This is a genomic window from Rhodopseudomonas sp. P2A-2r (assembly GCF_026015985.1).
GTDB lineage: Bacteria > Pseudomonadota > Alphaproteobacteria > Rhizobiales > Xanthobacteraceae > Tardiphaga.
Window position 1 is genome coordinate 1,665,549 of the sequence record NZ_CP110389.1, and the last position, 17,767, is coordinate 1,683,315.

The 17,767-nt window shown below is 65.8% G+C and carries 16 protein-coding genes; 9 read left to right on the plus strand and 7 right to left on the minus strand.

The window, feature by feature from the left end:
* The 7 genes from ONR75_RS07885 (at position 1) to ONR75_RS07910 (ending at position 9,783) form a co-directional block, all read left to right on the plus strand.
* On the plus strand, positions 1–1,251 hold the full coding sequence (locus tag ONR75_RS07885; protein ID WP_265082103.1) for a four-carbon acid sugar kinase family protein: 1,251 nt from the start codon (positions 1–3) through the stop codon (positions 1,249–1,251).
* Between the two features lie 106 nt (positions 1,252–1,357).
* Positions 1,358–2,251, plus strand: a complete 894-nt coding sequence (gene pdxA / locus ONR75_RS07890; RefSeq protein WP_265082104.1) for a 4-hydroxythreonine-4-phosphate dehydrogenase PdxA — start codon at positions 1,358–1,360, stop codon at positions 2,249–2,251.
* Between the two features lie 139 nt (positions 2,252–2,390).
* Positions 2,391–3,152, plus strand: coding sequence for a DeoR/GlpR family DNA-binding transcription regulator (locus ONR75_RS07895; RefSeq protein WP_265082105.1), 762 nt, complete (start codon positions 2,391–2,393; stop codon positions 3,150–3,152).
* 158 nt (positions 3,153–3,310) lie between these two features.
* A complete protein-coding gene (locus tag ONR75_RS07900) occupies positions 3,311–4,933 on the plus strand; it encodes an ABC-F family ATP-binding cassette domain-containing protein (RefSeq protein ID WP_265082106.1) in 1,623 nt (540 codons plus the stop codon).
* 124 nt (positions 4,934–5,057) lie between these two features.
* Entirely contained in the window at positions 5,058–5,681 is a 624-nt protein-coding gene (locus tag ONR75_RS32390; RefSeq protein WP_320109708.1) for a metallophosphoesterase family protein, read from the plus strand.
* Entirely contained in the window at positions 5,570–6,310 is a 741-nt protein-coding gene (locus tag ONR75_RS32395) for a hypothetical protein (protein ID WP_320109709.1), read from the plus strand. The genes ONR75_RS32390 and ONR75_RS32395 overlap by 112 nt, the downstream gene beginning before the upstream one ends.
* On the plus strand, positions 6,307–9,783 hold the full coding sequence (locus tag ONR75_RS07910; protein ID WP_265082107.1) for an ATP-binding protein: 3,477 nt from the start codon (positions 6,307–6,309) through the stop codon (positions 9,781–9,783). Before ONR75_RS32395 ends, ONR75_RS07910 begins: the two co-directional genes overlap by 4 nt.
* On the opposite strand, the gene ONR75_RS07915 is transcribed toward ONR75_RS07910, so the two are convergent.
* Both ONR75_RS07915 and ONR75_RS07920 read right to left on the minus strand, forming a co-directional pair.
* Positions 9,780–10,241, minus strand: coding sequence for a translation initiation factor 2 (locus ONR75_RS07915; protein WP_265082108.1), 462 nt, complete (start codon positions 10,239–10,241; stop codon positions 9,780–9,782). The genes ONR75_RS07910 and ONR75_RS07915 overlap by 4 nt on opposite strands.
* Before the next feature lie 303 nt (positions 10,242–10,544).
* Positions 10,545–10,964: a DUF6455 family protein gene (locus ONR75_RS07920; RefSeq protein ID WP_265082109.1), complete on the minus strand. Its 420-nt coding sequence runs from the start codon at positions 10,962–10,964 to the stop codon at positions 10,545–10,547.
* A 202-nt stretch (positions 10,965–11,166) separates the two neighbouring features.
* Here ONR75_RS07920 and ONR75_RS07925 point away from each other — a divergent pair, with 202 nt between their 5' ends.
* Positions 11,167–11,565 carry a hypothetical protein gene (locus ONR75_RS07925; RefSeq protein ID WP_265082110.1) on the plus strand — a complete coding sequence of 133 codons (399 nt, stop codon included), beginning with the start codon at positions 11,167–11,169 and terminating at the stop codon, positions 11,563–11,565.
* A gap of 15 nt (positions 11,566–11,580) precedes the next feature.
* Here the strand turns inward: ONR75_RS07925 and ONR75_RS07930 are convergent, their stop codons facing one another.
* From ONR75_RS07930 to ONR75_RS07950, 5 genes are all read right to left on the minus strand, one after another.
* A complete protein-coding gene (locus tag ONR75_RS07930) occupies positions 11,581–12,399 on the minus strand; it encodes a phosphodiesterase (RefSeq protein ID WP_265082111.1) in 819 nt (272 codons plus the stop codon).
* 85 nt (positions 12,400–12,484) lie between these two features.
* The gene (locus ONR75_RS07935) at positions 12,485–13,765 is read right to left on the minus strand and encodes an ABC transporter substrate-binding protein (RefSeq protein WP_265082112.1); all 1,281 of its coding nucleotides are present in this window, start codon (positions 13,763–13,765) and stop codon (positions 12,485–12,487) included.
* Positions 13,766–13,795: 30 nt separating this feature from the next.
* Positions 13,796–14,632: a carbohydrate ABC transporter permease gene (locus ONR75_RS07940; protein ID WP_265082113.1), complete on the minus strand. Its 837-nt coding sequence runs from the start codon at positions 14,630–14,632 to the stop codon at positions 13,796–13,798.
* The gene (locus ONR75_RS07945; RefSeq protein ID WP_413776496.1) at positions 14,629–15,528 is read right to left on the minus strand and encodes a carbohydrate ABC transporter permease; all 900 of its coding nucleotides are present in this window, start codon (positions 15,526–15,528) and stop codon (positions 14,629–14,631) included. Before ONR75_RS07945 ends, ONR75_RS07940 begins: the two co-directional genes overlap by 4 nt.
* Before the next feature lie 40 nt (positions 15,529–15,568).
* Positions 15,569–16,723 (minus strand): ABC transporter ATP-binding protein, encoded by a 1,155-nt coding sequence (locus ONR75_RS07950; protein WP_265082115.1) that lies wholly within the window; start codon positions 16,721–16,723, stop codon positions 15,569–15,571.
* A 153-nt stretch (positions 16,724–16,876) separates the two neighbouring features.
* On the opposite strand from ONR75_RS07950, the gene ONR75_RS07955 reads away from it, so the two are divergent.
* Complete coding sequence (locus tag ONR75_RS07955) at positions 16,877–17,749, plus strand: LysR family transcriptional regulator (RefSeq protein ID WP_265082116.1); 873 nt, start codon at positions 16,877–16,879, stop codon at positions 17,747–17,749.
* Positions 17,750–17,767: the final 18 nt, after the last annotated feature.

Here is a 17,767-nt window from a genome sequence, read left to right on the forward strand (position 1 = left end):
ATGGCAAATGACTGGCTGATCCTCGCGGACGATCTCACCGGTGCTGCAGACTGCGCCATCGCCTTCGGCAGACGAGGGCGGGCGGCGGCGGTGATGTGGGACGATGTGGCCGACGCGTCGGATCGCCAGTTGCCGGTGCTGGCCTACGATGCCGCGAGCCGGGCGCTGTCGGCCGAGGCCGCAGGCCGCCGCCATGCCGATGTGCTGGCGCGGTTGTCCGAGCCGGGGCGTATCCTGTTCAAGAAGATCGACTCGACGCTGCGGGGACAGCCGGCGGCGGAAATCGTCTCCGCATTGAAGCATCTCACGTCGCAGTCGGGTCCGGCCTTCGGCGTGTTCGCGCCGGCCTTTCCGGCCACCGGCCGGACCACCATCGACGGACGCATTCGCGTCAAGGGGCGCGCGCTCGAGACGGCCGAGGTCTGGGTGCGCGAACACACCTATCCCACCGCCGATCTGGTCGACGTGCTCGCCTCGGCGGGCATTCGCGGCGAGAAAGTCAGCCTCGCCATGGTGCGCGGCGGCGAGTTGAAATCCACGTTTGCCCGCATGGCGGCCGAAGGCGACATGGTCGCCGCCTGCGATGCCGAAACCGATCACGACCTGCATCTGATCGCCGAGGCCAGCCTGCACGCCTCGGCCTCGACCTTCTTCATCGGTAGCGCCGGTCTCGCGCACGCGCTGGCCGGCCTCGATGCCGACACCGACGCCGAGCCGCTGCGCATTCCGACCAGTGCACTCGGCACGCTGATTGTCGTCGGCTCGCTGGCCGGCGCATCCCGCGACGCGGCGCGCCAACTGGCAGCGACCGGCACCGTCGAACATTTCCCGGTGTCGCCTGACACGTTGCTCGGCGAAGGCGCCGACCGCGCGAGATTGGCGGCGGCGGTGAAGATGCGTCTGTTGACCGGCGGCGATGCGCTGGTCGAGATCACGATGAATGAAAAGCCGGACATGTCGCTGGGAGCGCAACTGTCGCAGGGCCTCGCCGACGTGCTGGCAACTGTGGCGCCGGCGATCGGCGCCTTCGCGGCGACCGGCGGCGAGACCGCCGCGGCGCTGCTGTCGCGCTTCGGCGTCAATGGCATCCGCCTCGCCGACGAGATCGAGCCGGGCGTATCGCTCGGCCTCACCCTGGGTGCATTGTCTGTGCCGATCGCGACCAAGGCCGGCGCTTTCGGCGACGACCAGAGCCTGATCCGTATTGCCGAACGGCTGCGTGCCGTTCGAACCAAAGGAAGTTTTGCATGACCCGTCCCACCATTGCGATCACCATGGGCGATCCGGCCGGCATCGGCCCCGAAGTCATCATGAAGGCGCTGGCGCAGCCTACGCCAACGAGATCTGCAACCCGCTGGTGATTGGCGATGCCGCGCGCCTGCGCAAGGCGGCGGCGATGGTGGGCGTGAAGCGCGACGTCGATTCGCTGGTCAACGCCGAGGATGCCGACTTCGCCGCCAAGGCCGTGCAATGCGTCGACCTGAAGAACGTGCCGGACGATCTGCCGTTCGGCCAGGTGTCGCCGATCGCGGGCGAGGCCGCCTATCGCTATATCGAGAAGGCGGTCCAGGTGGTGCAGTCGGGCGCTGCGCAGGCCATCTGCACGGCGCCGCTCTCCAAGGAGGCGCTGCATGCCGCCGGCCACAAATATCCCGGCCACACCGAGCTGCTGGCGCATCTGACCGGCACCAAGGAAGTGTCGATGATGCTGGTCACGCCAAAACTGCGTGTCATCCACGTCACCACCCATATCGGCCTGATCGATGCCATCCGGAAGATCGAGCCGGGTCTGGTGGAGCGCGTCATCACGCGCGGCCATGACGTGCTGATCAAGGCGGGGATCGCCAATCCGAAGATCGGCGTCTGCGCCATCAATCCCCATGCGGGCGAGAACGGCCTGTTCGGTCAGGGCGAGGAAGCCGAGAAGATCACGCCGGCCGTCGAGGCCTGCAAGGCCAAGGGCTGGGATGTGCAAGGCCCGTTGCCGGCCGACACGCTGTTCTTCCTGGCCGGCCGCGGCGACTACGACATGGTCGTCGCCATGTATCACGATCAGGGCCATGGCCCGGTCAAGGTGCTCGGCCTGGAATCCGGCGTCAATATCACGGTCGGCCTGCCGGTGATCCGCACCTCGGTCGATCACGGCACGGCCTTCGACATTGCCGGCAAGGGCATCGCCGACGAGCGCAGCCTGATCGAGGCATTGCGGCAGGCCGCGGAGCTGGCGCCGAAGAGCAGCAAGGCGGCGTAAGCGGTCGTTGCGATCGTAGGGTGGGCAAAGGCGCTCTTGCGCCGTGCCCACCATTGATGTTCTGGATCGGGTGTGGTGGGCACGCAAGTGCTTTGCCCACCCTACAACACACTCAACGTGAGTCCGAGAATCCATGTCGATGCGCAGCAAAGAACGTCACGCCCGTCTGCTGGACGCGTTGAACGGCGGCGAGATCGATGTCGACGATCTCGCCCGGCGTTTCGACGTGTCGGCCTCCACCGTGCGGCGCGATCTGCAGCATCTGTCCCGGACCAACGCCGTGCGACGCACCTATGGCGGCGCCATTCTCACCGGTCCGGCGGCCGAGACGACGCTGGAGCAGCGCCTGGCGGTGAACGGCAGCGAGAAGCAGGCCATTGCACGGGCGGCGCTCGACCTGATCGAGGACGGCGACACCCTGGTGCTCGATGCCGGCTCGACGGTGGCCGCCTTCGGCCGTCTGCTGCTGCAACGGCGCCTGCGCATCATCACCAACAATCTCGCTCTGCTGCCCTTTCTCGCCAAGGCGCCTGCCATCGAGCTGATCGTGCTGGGCGGCGTGTTGCGCAGCACCAGCATGAGCACCATGGGGCCGCTCGCCAGCGAGGCGCTGCGCCGCATGACCGCCGACCGCGCCATCATGAGCGCGGATGGCGTGGTCGGTGGCCGCGGGTTGTGCGAGGCGGATCTCGAGCAGGTCGCCCTGAAATCGCTGATGATGGAGCAGTCCAGGGAGGCCATCGTTCTGGCCGACGCCAGCAAGCTTGGCCGTGCCGAGCAGATCGCCTGGGCGCCGCTGCCGTCGCGGTGGACCCTGGTGACCGATGCCGGTGCGTCCGAGGAGCAGCGCAGGCGTCTTGCCGAAAGCGGCGCGCGGGTCATCGTTGCCACCCCGCGCTGAAGCGATGCGTGTCATATAAGTATTTGATTCACCTAAATTATGCCTGGCAGATCGGTGCCGGGCCACGAAACTGCTCGCCTGACGCCAGAAACATTCTTCGCAGCCGCAGCATATGGCATAAGGGCGGCCGAAACTCCTTCCATTCCAGGTTCTGAGCCATGATTCGCCTAGACAACATTTCCAAGCAGAACGGCCACCAGATCCTGTTCATCGAGGCCTCGGCCGCGCTCAACAGGGGCGAGAAGATCGGCCTGGTCGGCCCCAACGGCTCCGGCAAGACAACGTTGTTCCGCATGATCACCGGCCAGGAACCGCCTGACGAAGGCCAGGTCTCTGCCGATCGCGGCATCACCATCGGCTATTTCAGCCAGGACGTCGGCGAAATGTTCGGCCGCAGCGCGGTGGTCGAGGTGATGGACGGCGCCGGCCCGGTCAGCGTGGTGGCCGCCGAGCTGAAGGAACTCGAACACGCGCTGGGCGATCCCGATCAGGCGGACCAGATGGAGCAGATCCTCGAACGCTACGGCGAGGTGCAGGCGCGCTTCGAGGAACTCGAAGGCTACGCGCTGGAAGGCCGGGCCCGTGAAGTGCTGTCCGGCCTCAGCTTCAGCCAGGAGATGATGGATGGCGACGTCGGCGCGCTGTCCGGCGGCTGGAAGATGCGCGTGGCGCTGGCCCGCATTCTTCTGATGCGTCCGGACGTGATGCTACTCGACGAACCCTCCAACCATCTCGATCTGGAAAGCCTGATCTGGCTGGAAGCCTTCCTCAAGGGCTATGATGGCGCGCTGCTGATGACCTCGCATGACCGCGAGTTCATGAACCGCATCATCACCAAGGTGGTGGAGATCGACGGTGGCTCGCTGACTACCTATGGCGGCGACTACGAATTCTACGAGGCGCAGCGCGCGCTCAGCGAGAAGCAGCAGCAGGCGCAGTTCGAGCGCCAGCAGGCCATGCTGTCGAAAGAGATCAAATTCATTGAGCGCTTCAAGGCGCGCGCCTCGCATGCCGCGCAGGTGCAGAGCCGGGTGAAGAAGCTCGACAAGATCGAACGCGTCGAGCCGCCGAAGCGGCGCCAGGCGGTGTCGTTCGACTTCCTGCCGGCGCCGCGCTCGGGCGACGACGTGGTCAGCCTGAAGGGTGTCGACAAGGGCTATGGCAGCCGGACGATCTATCAGGGCCTCGATTTCATGGTCGCGCGAAAAGAGCGCTGGGCGGTGATGGGCATCAACGGCGCCGGCAAGTCGACCTTGCTGAAGCTGGTTACCGGCTCCACGAAGCCCGACAACGGTACGGTGGCGCTCGGCGGCAGCGTCAAGATGGGCTACTTCGCGCAGCACGCTATGGACCTGCTCGACGGCGAGCGCACCGTGTTCCAGAATCTCGAAGATTCCTTCCCGCAGGCCGGGCAGGGGTCCTTGCGGGCGCTGGCCGGCTGCTTCGGATTTTCCGGCGACGACGTCGAGAAGCGCTGCCGTGTGCTGTCGGGCGGCGAGAAGGCGCGGCTGGTGATGGCCAAGATGCTGTTCGATCCGCCGAATTTCCTGGTGCTCGACGAGCCGACCAACCATCTGGATATGGCGACCAAGGAAATGCTGATCGCCGCGCTGTCGCAATATGAAGGCACCATGCTGTTCGTGTCGCATGACCGGCATTTTCTCGCCGCGCTGTCGAACCGGGTGCTGGAGCTGACGCCCGACGGCATCCATCAATATGGCGGCGGCTACACTGAATATGTCGCCCGCACCGGCCAGGAAGCGCCCGGCCTGCGCAGCTGAGCCGGACGGACCGGTTGCCGGCTTGATCGCGGACGGGATTTCTCCCTAAAAGGGGTTGCGCCGAACCCGCATGGATCAACTTGCGCGGTTCCGACAGGCCGTCCCGATCCGGGATCTGCCGCGGATGGAAACGTCAACGATCATGCGCTTCAGCTTCATTCACGCCGCCGACCTGCACATCGACAGTCCGCTGGCCGGCCTCGGCCTCAAGGACAGAGCGGTGGCCGAGCGCTTCGCCCATGCCGGCCGCCGGGCGGTGGAAGCGCTGGTCAGCGAAGCCATCGACAGCAAGGCGGCGTTCCTGATCATCGCCGGCGACGTGTTCGACGGCGACTGGCGCGACGTCAGCACCGGGTTGTTCTTTGTCCGCGCCATCGGTGCACTGCACCGCGCCGGCATCCCGACTGTCATCGTCAAGGGCAACCACGATTTCGAAAGCGGCATGTCGCGCTCGCTGCCCTATCCCGACTCCGTAAAATTCTTCTCGTCGCGCAAGGCGGAGACCATCGCGCTCGATGCTCACCGCGTCGCCTTGCATGGCCGCAGCTTTCCCACCCGGCTTGTGCTGGACAATTTCGTCGACCCTATCCGGCTCGCCGCGAGGGCTGGCTCAATATCGGCGTGCTGCACACTTCGTTGGACGGAACGCGCGGCCATGACGGTTACGCGCCGTGCACCGTCGATGACCTGCGCCGGTTCGGCTATGACTACTGGGCGCTGGGCCATGTCCATGCCGCGGAGATCGTGAGCAGGGATCCCTGGGTTGTCTATCCCGGCAACCTGCAGGGCCGCAGCATTCGCGAGACCGGCCCGAAAGGCGCGATGCGTGTCACCGTCGAGGACGGCCGCATCGTCGCCGTGGAGCCGCTGGTGTTCGACGGCGCGCGCTGGGCGCATGAATCCATCGATGTGTCCGGTCTCGCGCAGGAAAGCGACGTCACCGACCGCATCGGCGCGATGCTCGGCGAGCTGCACGGTCGCAGCGAAGGGCGCCCGCTGGCCGTGCGGCTCACGCTGGCGGGCATCACGACGATGCACAACCAGCTGGTGGCGCGGCGCGAGTTCCTGCTCGACGAGGCGCGTGCCATCGGTTTCCGCATTGCCGGGGATTGCTGGGTCGAGCAGGTCAAGCTGGCGACGTCGATGCCGCCCCGCATGGCGACGCCGTTGTCGGCGGCAGACAGTCTCGGCGTCGAGGATCTCCTGAGCGCCGCAGCCGACGATCCGGAATTTGCTGCGGCGCTGGCCGAGTTGATGAAGACGGTCTCCGACAAGCTGCCGCGCGACCTGCGCGACGACCCGGCAAATCAATCCGAACTGCTGCAAAAGCTCGCGGCCGATGCGCGGGCCTACCTCACGGGGGAACTGGCGTCGTGAGGATCGAACGGCTCACTCTGGAACGCTACGGCGCCTTAACCGATCGCGCGCTGGCATTTCGTCCGGATGCATCGCTCCATGTGGTGCTCGGCGCCAACGAGGCCGGCAAGACGTCGGCGCTGTCGGCAATCACCGATCTACTGTTCGGCTTTGGCGGCCGGACGGACTACGATTTCAGGCACGACAGCAAGACGCTGCGGATCGGGGGCGACTTGCGCCATTCCGACGGGCGGACCCTGTCGGTGCGTCGCCGCAAGGGTAACAAGAACACGCTGGTGGACGGCAACGACCAGCCGCTGCCGGACGATTGCCTGGCGCCATTTCTCGACGGAGTGCTGCGTGACACGTTCAGCCGCGAGTTTGGCCTGACCGCGCTGGCGTTGCGTCAGGGCGGTCACGATCTGCTCGCCGCCGGCGGCAGCCTGGCCGAGACGCTGGCCGCCGGATCGGCCGGCATGACCGCGCTGTCGCGGTTGCGCGAGCGGCTGAAGACGGAGGCCGACGAGCTGTTCACGCCGCGCAAGTCGGCGAGCAAGCCGTTCTATCTCGCGGCCGATCGTCTCGACGCTGCCGATAAGGCGTTGCGCGACGCCGTCGTCACCCGCGAGGCGCTGGAAGCCGCCGAGGCCGCGGTGCAGGAGGCACGGCAGTACCTTGCCGCGCTCACCGCCGATCATGCCGCAACCGGCCGTAACCTGGCGCGCCTGCAGCGAACGCAGCGCGTGCGCTCGAAACTGGCGCGGCTGCAGGCGCTCGGCGACGCGCTCACCGAACTTGCAGACTTGCCGATCGTGCCGGCAACGAAAGTGGAGTCGTGGCGCGCAGCGCTGACGGCGGATGCCGCGGTTGCCGGCGAGGTCGCAGCGCTCGATGCCGCCGCCGCCACGGATGCGAATACGATCGCGACGATGGCGGTGGATGACGGCCTGCTGTCGGCCGGCGCGGCGATCGACGCCCTGCGCGAACGGCTTGGCGCCGTGCGCAAGGCGATGGAGGACCTGCCGCGACGACGCGAGGCGCACCGCGCCGCGCAGGAAACGCTGAATGCTGCCGCGCATCGGCTTGGCCTGCCATCGCACACCGAGTTGCTGCACCGCCTGCCGACGGATGCCGCGCTGGCACTGGTGCGCGACCTGATCGACCGCCTCCAGGGCGCCGAGCGATCGCAGCGCGACGCCGAAGAAAAGCGCGCACGAGCGCTGCACGAACTGCAAAGTTTCACGTCGGATGATGCAGTCGCGCATAAGGTTACGGATCCGGAGCCGCTGCGGCAACGGCTTGAGGCGCTGGCGGATATCCCGACCCACGCCGACCGGCTGCACCGCGCCGCCGCCGCGTTGCAGATTGAACGCAAGAATGTCGCGACCGCCCATGCGGCGCTCGATCCGCCGGCTGGCGATCTCGACGGACTTGCTGCGCTGCCGATACCCGACCCCGCAGTGATCGCTGCTCATGCGCAAGCCGCGGAGCTGGGCGACAAGGAGATCGGGCGCCTTGCCGATCTGGTCGACAGTACGACTGATGTGATCGAGGCTGCGGAGATCGACCTGGCGCGGTTGTCGAACGATGGCGCGGTATCCACCCGCGCCGATCTGCAAGACGCGCGGCAGGACCGCGATGTCCGGCTGCAGCACTTGCGTGGTGCGCTCGATGGCGAAGCCGCCGTGCGCAACGCTCGGTTGGCGGACCTCGAATCCGCGACGAAGGCCATCGACATCATTACCGACCGGCTGCTGACCGACACCGAACGCGCTGCGCGCCGCGAAGCGCTGCAGGAGCGATTGGAGCAGAGCCGCCGCGAGCATGATCGCATCAAAGCCGCACGCGACGGTCTGAGGGCGCGCCGCATCGAGGCCGAAGCCGCGTGGCGGAGTATCTGGACGGCGTCGGGCATTATCCCGCGCTCCCCGGCGGACATGGCGCGCTGGCAAGAGCGAGTCAGCGAGATCGTGCGTCGGCAGACTGCGCTGGATGTGCAGCAGGCGGATTTCGATGCGTTATCCGAGAGCCAGGCGGCCAAAAAGGCCGGTGTGATGGTATTGCTGGAAAGCATGGGGCGCACGCCACAGCATGCGCTTCCCGCGGAGATCCTGTTTCGCGAGGCAAAAAGCCGGCTTGATGAATTGCAGAAGGGCTGGGCCGACGCCCGGGAGCGTGCCGTCGCGAGGCAGCGTGCTGAGCGTGATCTCGCCGAGGCAGACGCAGCGCTTGCGCGGGCGACGCAGGCGCGTGGCGAACTGGCTGGGCTCTGGCCGGCGGCGCTGAAGCCGATCGGCGGCCTCGCGGCGTCAGCCTCGCCCGCCGAAGCGGAAGCGGCACTCATCGTCTGGCAGTCGGTGGCCGTGCCGAAGTTGAACTGGGAGAGTGAAGGTCACCGTGTCGCGAGCATCGAGGCCGACCTTGCGGCGTTCGATCGCGACGTCGCGGATGTGATGCGGCGGGTGGCGCCAGACCTGAACGGGGCAGATCCGCAGCAGGTCCTTGCCGGTCTCGCGGACCGCCTGTCGAAGATGCGCATGGCCGCCGATGCCTGCCAGCGGCTGCGCGACGCCGGCGTGAAGCGCGGCGACAGCCGCGCCGCACTGCTGCTGAAACGCAGCTCCATCGAGACCGTGCTGCGCGACGCCTGTACGGCGCTCGGCGCGGCCGACGCGGCGATGCTCGTCGTGCCGCTCGACCGTCTGACGATGCGCCATGCGCTGGAGACGGAGCGTGAGGCGCTGCGACGAGATCTGCTGGAGGTCGCCGATGGCCTCGATGAAGACGCGCTGCGCGCCGAGCAGGCCGGGCTCGATGTCGATCTTCTGCCTGGCGACATCGACCGCGAAACCATGCGGCTGGAGCAATTGCTCGACCAGATGAAGGCCGTCTCGGCGCAACTGCATCAGCGCGAACGCGAGACCGAGGTGTTGATCAGGGGCCGAGACGCCGCTTCGGCCGCCGCCGAGCGGGCCGAAGCCGGCGCCGAGCTTGTGGCGATCTCCGAACGCTGGCTGCTGCGCAGCGCGGCGGCGCGGCTGGCGGCAATCGCCATCGAGCGGCACCGGGCATTGGTGCAGGATCCGCTGATCGCGCGGGCGAGCGAGTTGTTCGCGCTGGCGACCGGCGCGATGTTCGCGGGTCTTGGCGTCGACTACGGCAATGACGACCAACCTGTCCTCGTCGCCGCCAGAACGGACAACGAGCGTGTGCCGGTCGCGGGTCTCAGCGAAGGCACGCGCGATCAGCTGTTCCTGGCGCTGCGCCTGGCCCTGCTGGAACGCCGGGCGGGCGAGGCCCTGCCGTTCATCGGAGACGACTTGCTCACCAGCTTCGACGAGACGCGGACCGCGGCGTCTTTGCAGCTACTGGCGAGCGTCGGCCGGCAGCGTCAGGTGATCATCTTCACACATCACCGGCACGTGGTCGAACTCGCCGAAGGGATGCCGGATCATCTGGTCGATGTCGTGAGATTGGAGCAGATCGCCGGTTAGCTGACCGGCACCGGCTTTGGCTTGGCGGGAGCCGGCCTTGGTGCGGCGCGCCGTGGCGGCGGCGCCGGCGGCGCGATCGGCTGCAGCGTGACGATGACCGGGTTCGGCTTGTGATCCTGGGCGGCGCCGGTCGCGGCGTCGACGCCCATGCCGATGATGCCGCCGGCCAGAATATTGCCGGCAAAGCCCGCAGCGCCGCTGCCGGGCACTTCCTTGGTCAGCGGGATGATCTGTGGCTCGAAGCCTTGCTTGCTCACCGTTACGGTGATGTCGGCATTGCGATTGGCCTGAACCACGCAGGGCGTGACGCAGGAGGTCGGGATATCGAGCCCCGCCACGTCGGCCTGCGCGCCGGATGGCGTCGTCGAGATCGAAATGTTTTCGGTCGTTCCGCGCGTGACGGACGCGCAGCCCGCCAGCAGCAAGGCGGCGGCAGCCGCGATCCCCAGATTTCGCATTTGCGCCTTTCCCGGTCCCGGCGGCACCGAAGCGCAACCGCTGAGACGGATCAAGCTGCGCGGGGGCCCGTGAGACGGACGGTCAAGCGATAATGATCCGGCCAAAGGGGTGGGACCGTCGACGCGCAAAAAACGACGGTCCCGTGCCGTGCAATTAAAATCGGGGTGGAAAGCGACTTCGCACCCGTTCTGCCCGACAGCCGAACCGTATCGGTTCGGTCACCCGCTGCAACGCAAACCGCCGCTTAACCTAACCAATCAACCTTACCGTGCACGGCGACCGTTCAGCGGCAAGCCCGGGCGTCAGCGTAATGTGCGTGCCAGATCGTTGATGGTGTCGGCATTGTTGCAATAGGATTCGTAGTGGTCGGCGACCGCGTTGGCGGCGAGGTCCTTGCCGCAAGCGATCTTGTGCTGACACAGCGAACACGCCCGTTCCATTTCCTGACGCTGCGGGGGCTGGATTTTCGCGATGGATTCCTCGGTAAAGCCAAGTGCACGCAGCATTTTCGGCATCTCGTCGGCGGCGTGCGGGCCGCGGTGGACCAGCGCGTCGAGCTCGCGCGGCGCCAGGCCGAGCTCGCTGGCGATGCGGGCGAACTCGGCGGCGTCGAGCTGGCTCATCTCGCCGATGCCGCGGCGACGTTGCAGCCAATCGGTCAGGCGCTCGATCAGGGTTCGGGACACCGGGGGCTGGACGTGCGCGGTCATGGCATTCTCCAAGGGTGAATTTTCCGCCAGCATCCGCTCGGGTACAGCCCCAGGCATTGCGGTGGATCAATCAGCCGAATGCGCCGTTAACGCTCCAAGGATTTACGGCGTCCCGGCGCATCGCCGGGGGCGCCCCGGGCTGGCACTGCCGACGTCGCTGCCTACATTTGAGAAGCGAGTAGTTCCGTCGCCGGCCGGCGTCAGGAGGCGTGTGATGAGTGCGAAGCGTCTGATTTCTGGAGTTCTGGTTGCGGCGTCGCTCGGCGCGTTGTTGCTCGGCGGTAGCGCCGTGCGCGCTGACAATTACCGTCCCGATGAGTTCTTCCGCCTCGACCTCAATCGCGCCGCGCTGTCGCCGAAGCCGCTCGGGCCGCCGGCGCAGTTCGAGGCGGTACCGGTGGAAGCCAGGGCCGATCCGGCCCCTGTGGCCGCCGCGGCCACTCCCGCAACGCAGGCGGCCCGCGCGCCTGTGGCGAAGCCACAGGTCGGCCCGCGCCGTAAACTGGCCCGGTCGCGCGGCAATCCGCTCGACGCCCAGGCCTCGGACACCCGCATCCAGGTATGGCCGTGTCGCTCCGGCGGCATCTGCAACTGGTCGAACCCGACGCGCTAAAGCCGCGCCGCCGCGTCAGGCGCGGTTCAGTGCCGCCTGATCCTGCAGCGAGAAGACCGGTCCATCGTAGAGGAACGAGCACTGGTGAATGACGATATGTCCGTCATCCACCGTCACGTGGGCGTAGTCCGGCGGCTCGTGCGATCCCGGGATGTGATTGGCGGTCTCCAGATCGAATGCGACCTGATGCGCCAGAGCGCGCTGGATATGAAACGGGATGCCGCGCCAGACTCCTGCGATCGGCCGGTGCAGGTGGCCCATGAACAGGTAGTCTGGCTTGCGGGTGCGCGCGATGACGTCCCATTCAGCCTCGGGATTGGCCAGCCGGATCGTGTCCATGTAACGCAGGCCGCTGTCGAACGGCGGATGGTGCTGGAACAGCAGCAACGGCCGGTCCTCCGGCGCGGACGCCAGCGCATTTTCAAGAAACGCCAGCCGCGCCTCGCACAGCAGGCCCTCATGGTTGGGTGCCGCCTCGTTCAGGGTGTCGAGCGTGACCACCGTCGCGGCGTCGAACACCTGCATGGATTGCACGAAGCCGTCGGCATCGCGGGCCACGCCCGGGAAGTGACGGCCGAAGGCATCGCGCTTGTCGTGATTGCCCATCAGCAGGATGGTCGGCGCCACCAGATGGCTGAGCTCTGCGGCGAGATTTTCATAGGCTGGATCCTCGCCCCAATGGGCGAGGTCGCCGGTGACGATGACGAAGGCGATATCCGGATGATCGCGGTTGATCCGCTCGATCGCCGCGGCGAGCCGCTCGGCCGGATCAAGCCCATAGATATTGCGGCCACGCGCGACGAAATGGGTGTCGGTCAGAATAACGAATTTCATCGCAGCATGGTCCCTTGAAGGCTGTTCGCGGAGCGCTCGTGGCGCTCCGCTGTTTGACGAACGGATGGTTGAGAGATTGCCGAGGTCAGCGCGCCTGCGCGGACGTGCTCGGCAGCAGCTTCTGCACATCGGCGGCCATGTCGACGAGCACCGCTTCCGGCTCCTTGGCACGTGCGCCGGAGACGATAGTGTTGAGGTGGTCCTTGATCACATCGGTGATCTTGAGACCGTTGTCGCCGGGGAACGCGTACCACTTGGTGAGCAGCGGAAGCTGGCTGACCGCGGTGAAGTTGTTCGGATTTTTGACGTAGAAATCCTTCAGATAGACGTCGTTGGCGATCTTGTTGGGCGGCATGTAACCGGTGGTCTCGGCCATGATCGCCGCGCCCCTCGGGCCGGTCCAGAACTTCACGACTTCCCAGGCCGCGTCGCGCTTGGCCTTGTCCTTGGCCAGGATCATCACGACGTTGCCGCCGGCCGGCAGTCGGCCAGCGGGAGATACCACATCGGGGAAGATGTGCGTCTTCAGCTCGAACTTGCCGCCGATCATCTGCGTGGTCTTGTTGAGATCAGAGGTCGAGGTGATGTGGATGCCGGTCTTGCCGGCGGCGAAGGTGGCTCGCATCGACGGCTGGTCGAGGTTGGGCATGCCGCCTTCGGTCACCAGACGCGCCAGCGTCTTGATTGCGAACTTACCTTCCGGACCGTCGAACGCCACCTTGGTTTCGTCGGCGTTCAGCATCGTGCCGCCGCGCGCGAACACCGGCGCCTGCCACAGCCAGTTTCCAGTGATGTCCCAGGCATAGGTGATGCCGTTGATGTCGGGACCGAGCGCCTTGATCTTCGCGGCAAGCTTGATCAGTTCGTCCCAGGTCTTCGGCAGATTGGCGGGATCGCCGCCGGCCTGCTTCACCAGATCCATGTTGAGGTAGACGATGGGCAGCGAGATCGCGAAGGGCAGCGCGTAGACCTTGCCGCTGGCGGTGCCGATGTCATACATCGCCTGATGGAAGCCCTGCTTGTCGAAATCCTTTTCGGCGGCAATGTAGCCATCCATTTCCGCCGGGATGTTCTTGTCGACCAGAACGCGAACGCGGTTGAGCCCCTGGAACGAAACGTCGGGCATCTGTTTGGTCACCGCCTCGCGCAGCACCTTCTGCGTGGCGTCTTCATAGGATTCATAGGGCGCCCGCATGACGATCTTGATGTCCGGGCGGATCTTGGCGAATTCCTCGGCGATGCGCTTGTGGGTTTCGGTGAACAGTTCCGGATAGGGATACTGGATCGTGATTTCGGTCTGGGTTTGCGCCTGCGCGGCGCCGGCAGCGAACACGATCGCGGCCGCGGCAATCCATTTTCTGAGCATTGTCGTCTCCTGGGTGTGGGGTGTGGTGACTTACTTGATGCCGGTCATGGTGATGCCTTCGATGAAGCGGCGCTGCGCGAGCAGGAAGGCGATGACGAGCGGGGTGATGATGACGAGGGCGGCGGCCATCAGCGGTCCGAAATCCGTGCCGGCCTCGTTGTTGCGAAAGTTGGCGACGGCGAGTGGCGGGGTCCGCAACTGCTCGCTGTTGATGACGATCAGTGGCCAGAAATAGTCGTTCCAGTGCGCCACCACCGAGAAGATTCCGAAGGCCGTCACCGCGGGAATGGCGGTTGGCAGCATCACTCGCCAGACGATCGCGAATTCGGACAGGCCGTCCATTCGCGCCGCGTCGATCAGGTCATCGGGCACGGTCTTGAAGAACTGCCGCATCAGGAAGATGCCGAACACCGAAATCGTGAACGGGAGGATCAGTGCCGCATAGCTGTCCAGCAGGCCGAGCTGATGCAGCAGCAGGAACAGCGGGATCGCGGTCGCCTGCGGCGGGATCAGGATGCAGAACACCACCAGCGCGAACAACGTGTCGCGTCCGAGGAAACGCAGCTTGGCAAGCGCATAGGCGGCCGGCAGCGCCACCAGAATCTGGAGAACGAAGATCGATACCGTGACGATCAGTCCGTTGAGCAGGATGCGCCACAGGTCGGCCTTGACGAAGGCGGTGCGCAGATTGTCCCACAGCGCGAAGGTCTGCGGAATCAGGTGCACGCTGCTGGAGAAGATCTCGGTCTGCGGTTTCGATGCGGTGGAGATCATCCAGATGAAGGGCATCAGGATGACGAGCGCGCCGCCCAGCAGCACCGCGTGGCGGGCGAGGGCCCAGGGTGAAAATCGGGGATGCGGCTTCATGCGTCGTGCGCTCCGCGGTCGGCGAGGAAAGACTTCACCAGCGTCAGCAGCAGGACGAAGATCAGGAACACGACCGTGAGCGCCGCGCCGTAGCCGGAACGGAAGAATTCGAAGCTCTCGGTGTACATGGTGTAGATCAGCACCTCGGACGATTTCGACGGTCCGCCCTTGGTCAGGACCTGCACCGTATCGAAGACCTGAAACGAGCGGATGCCGCTGATCACCACGACGAAGGCAGTCACGGGACCGAGCATCGGCCATGTCACCAGCCGGAACCGCGACCACGCGCTGGCCGCGCCGTCGATCTCGGCGGCGTCATAGAGTTGCCTGGGGATCGACACGATGCCGGCGAGAAACAGCACCATGTTGAAGCCGACGGCCTGCCAGATACCGATCGCGCAGAGCGAATACAGCGCCGTATGGCGATCCTGCAGCCAGCTGTAGCCTTGGATGCCGATGCCGCGCAAAGCGCCGTTCACCAGTCCGAATTGCGGATGCAGCATGAACTCCCAGACGATGGCCATGGCGATCAGGGTGGCCATCACCGGCAGAAAATAGATGGTGCGGTACCAGCTGCGCAGGCTGGTCCCGCTTTGGATCAGCAGCGCGATGCCGAGCCCGAGTGCTACCGAGCCCGGAACCACGATCGCGACGTAGGTCAGGGTATTGCGCAGCGATATCCAGAACACCTTGTCGGCCATCATCTCCTGGTAGTTGGCCATGCCGATCCAGGAGAAGGACGGGGCACCGAGCTGGTAGTCGGTAAAGGACAATGCCAGCACGCTGGCCAGCGGGCCAAGCAGCACGATGGCTATCAGCACTGCCGCGGGCGCGACCAGCAGCAGCGCGGTCCGCGATGCGCCCGTCCGGCGCATGCCGATGCGTGCTATCGACATCGTGCGGTCGGCCGTGCTTCCGGCCAGTGTCAGTGCGGCGTCAGACAAGGGCGATCTCCCGCACCCGCTCGAGCCTCGCCTGGCCGACGGCGTCGATGCGTTTGCCGCCGGAGTCGAACGCGCGCACGGCGTCGGGGGCGAAGCCGCAGGCAATCGAACTGCCGATCTCGGGCAAGTGCCGGGGATCATTGATCCGGGCGACGAGCGGAGCGTCCATGCCGTCGATACCGATGTGGACGAACGCCTCGGAGCCCATGTTTTCGAGATGCACGACATGGCCGGCGAACGGGCCTGTGCCGAGTTCGATCCGCTCCGGACGCACGCAGATCCTGCATACGCCGGCGGCCCCCGCTGTCGACAAAGCGAGGCTGCGGCCGAAGACTTCAAGGCCGCCATCGGTACGGATGGCGCCCGGCAGAACATTGATCTTCGGGCTGCCGACAAACTCCGCGACGCGGATGTCGCGCGGATTCTCGTAGACGTCCGTGGGCGTGCCGACCTGCACGAGTTCGCCCGCGATCATCACCGCGATCCGTCCGGACATGGTCATGGCCTCGGCCTGGTCGTGGGTGACATAGATGAAGGTGGTTTTCAGCCGGCGATGCAGCTGGGCGATTTCGGCGCGCATGTGGACGCGGAGCTTGGCGTCGAGGTTCGACAATGGCTCGTCGAACAGGAACGCCACCGGCTGGCGCACGATGGCGCGGCCGACCGCCACGCGCTGGCGTTGTCCGCCGGACAGCTGGCCCGGCTTGCGGTGCAGCAGCGGCGAGATTTCGAGCTGCGCGGCGACCTTCTCCACGTCCGCGCTGATGCCGCGTTCGGTGTGACGCCGCCCCGGGATGAGTCGTCCGAGCAGCGGCAGCCGCTGAAAGGCCGACAGGCGCTTCATGCGCAGTGGAACGGCGATGTTTTCGAACACACTGAGATGCGGGTAGAGCGCGTAGGACTGGAACACCATCGCCAGGTTGCGGGCGCTCGGGCGTATTCCATCCACCTGGGCGCCATCGATGCGCACCTCGCCGGAGGTTTGTGATTCCAGCCCGGCGATGATGCGCAACAGCGTGGACTTGCCGCAGCCGGAGGGGCCGACCAGCGAGATGAACTCGCCGTCCTCGATCGAAAGCTCGACGCCCTTCAGGACGTCCGTCGATTCGAACGATTTGCGGATCGCGCTGAGTTCTATTCTGGCCATCGTCCGTACCCCGACTGCAATGCAGCAACGGGCGATGGTTAAGAGGCGGAGTTGACAGTCACATAACAGTCAAGGAGTTTCCTATGTTGAATCCAACGGTCTCCTTTGTTGGTTTCCGCCATACCGCTGTTGTCAGGCAGAAGGCGCAAAATCGTGGCTTTGACGTCGGCGCGCATGCGCGCCGTGAATGCCGTGTTCGAAACCGGCAATTTTTCGTCCGCAGCAAGACGTCTCGGTGTTTCGCAGCCTTCGATCGCCCAGCTGGTCCGCGACCTTGAGGCCGACTTCGGCGTGAAGCTGTTCGACCGCCACGGCCATCATCTGATGGCGACCCCGCTGTGTCGCCAGCTGTACGCCACGACCAGCCGGCTGGCGGCGATGGAAGCCGATGCGATCGGCATTCTCGAACAGCGCGAGGAACTTGCCGGAGGTGAGTTGCGCGTCGGGTTGGGCAATTCGATGCCGGGAATGGCGCTCATTTCGGCCTTCAAGGCACTTTACCCGAAGATCCAGGTCCGCATCGAAATCGGCAACTGGTCGGAAATCATGGCTGCGGTGATCGACCAGCGCGTCGATGTCGCCGTGCTCCCCGAGGTGCCGCAGGATCGCCGGTTCCGCTGCGAGGTCTGCCTCAGTCAGCGGGTGGTCGCGATATGCCATCCCGAACATCCGCTCAATGTGCAAGGGCAGATGTCCATCACCGGCCTGATGCAATATCCGCTGGTGTTTCGCACGCGCAATTCGTCGACCCAGCGCATCGTCGACAAGGCATTCCGCGCATCAGGGTTGCGGCCGGAACCGGCCATTGTCGTCAACAGCCGGGAAGGCATGCTGGAGGCGGTCGCCAACCGGCTCGGCGTCGGCTTCCTGTGGGAGCACGGCTCGAGCCGGACGGACCGCATCGCGAAAGTCGTGGTGTCGGAGATGGACATCGCGCTGCCCGAATATATTTTTGCGCTGTTCGGCACCAAGGGGGCGCTGGTGGAGCTGTTCTTCAACGCGCGCCACGCGATGCCGGGCGCTTAGCCGGCATCGCGCTACGGC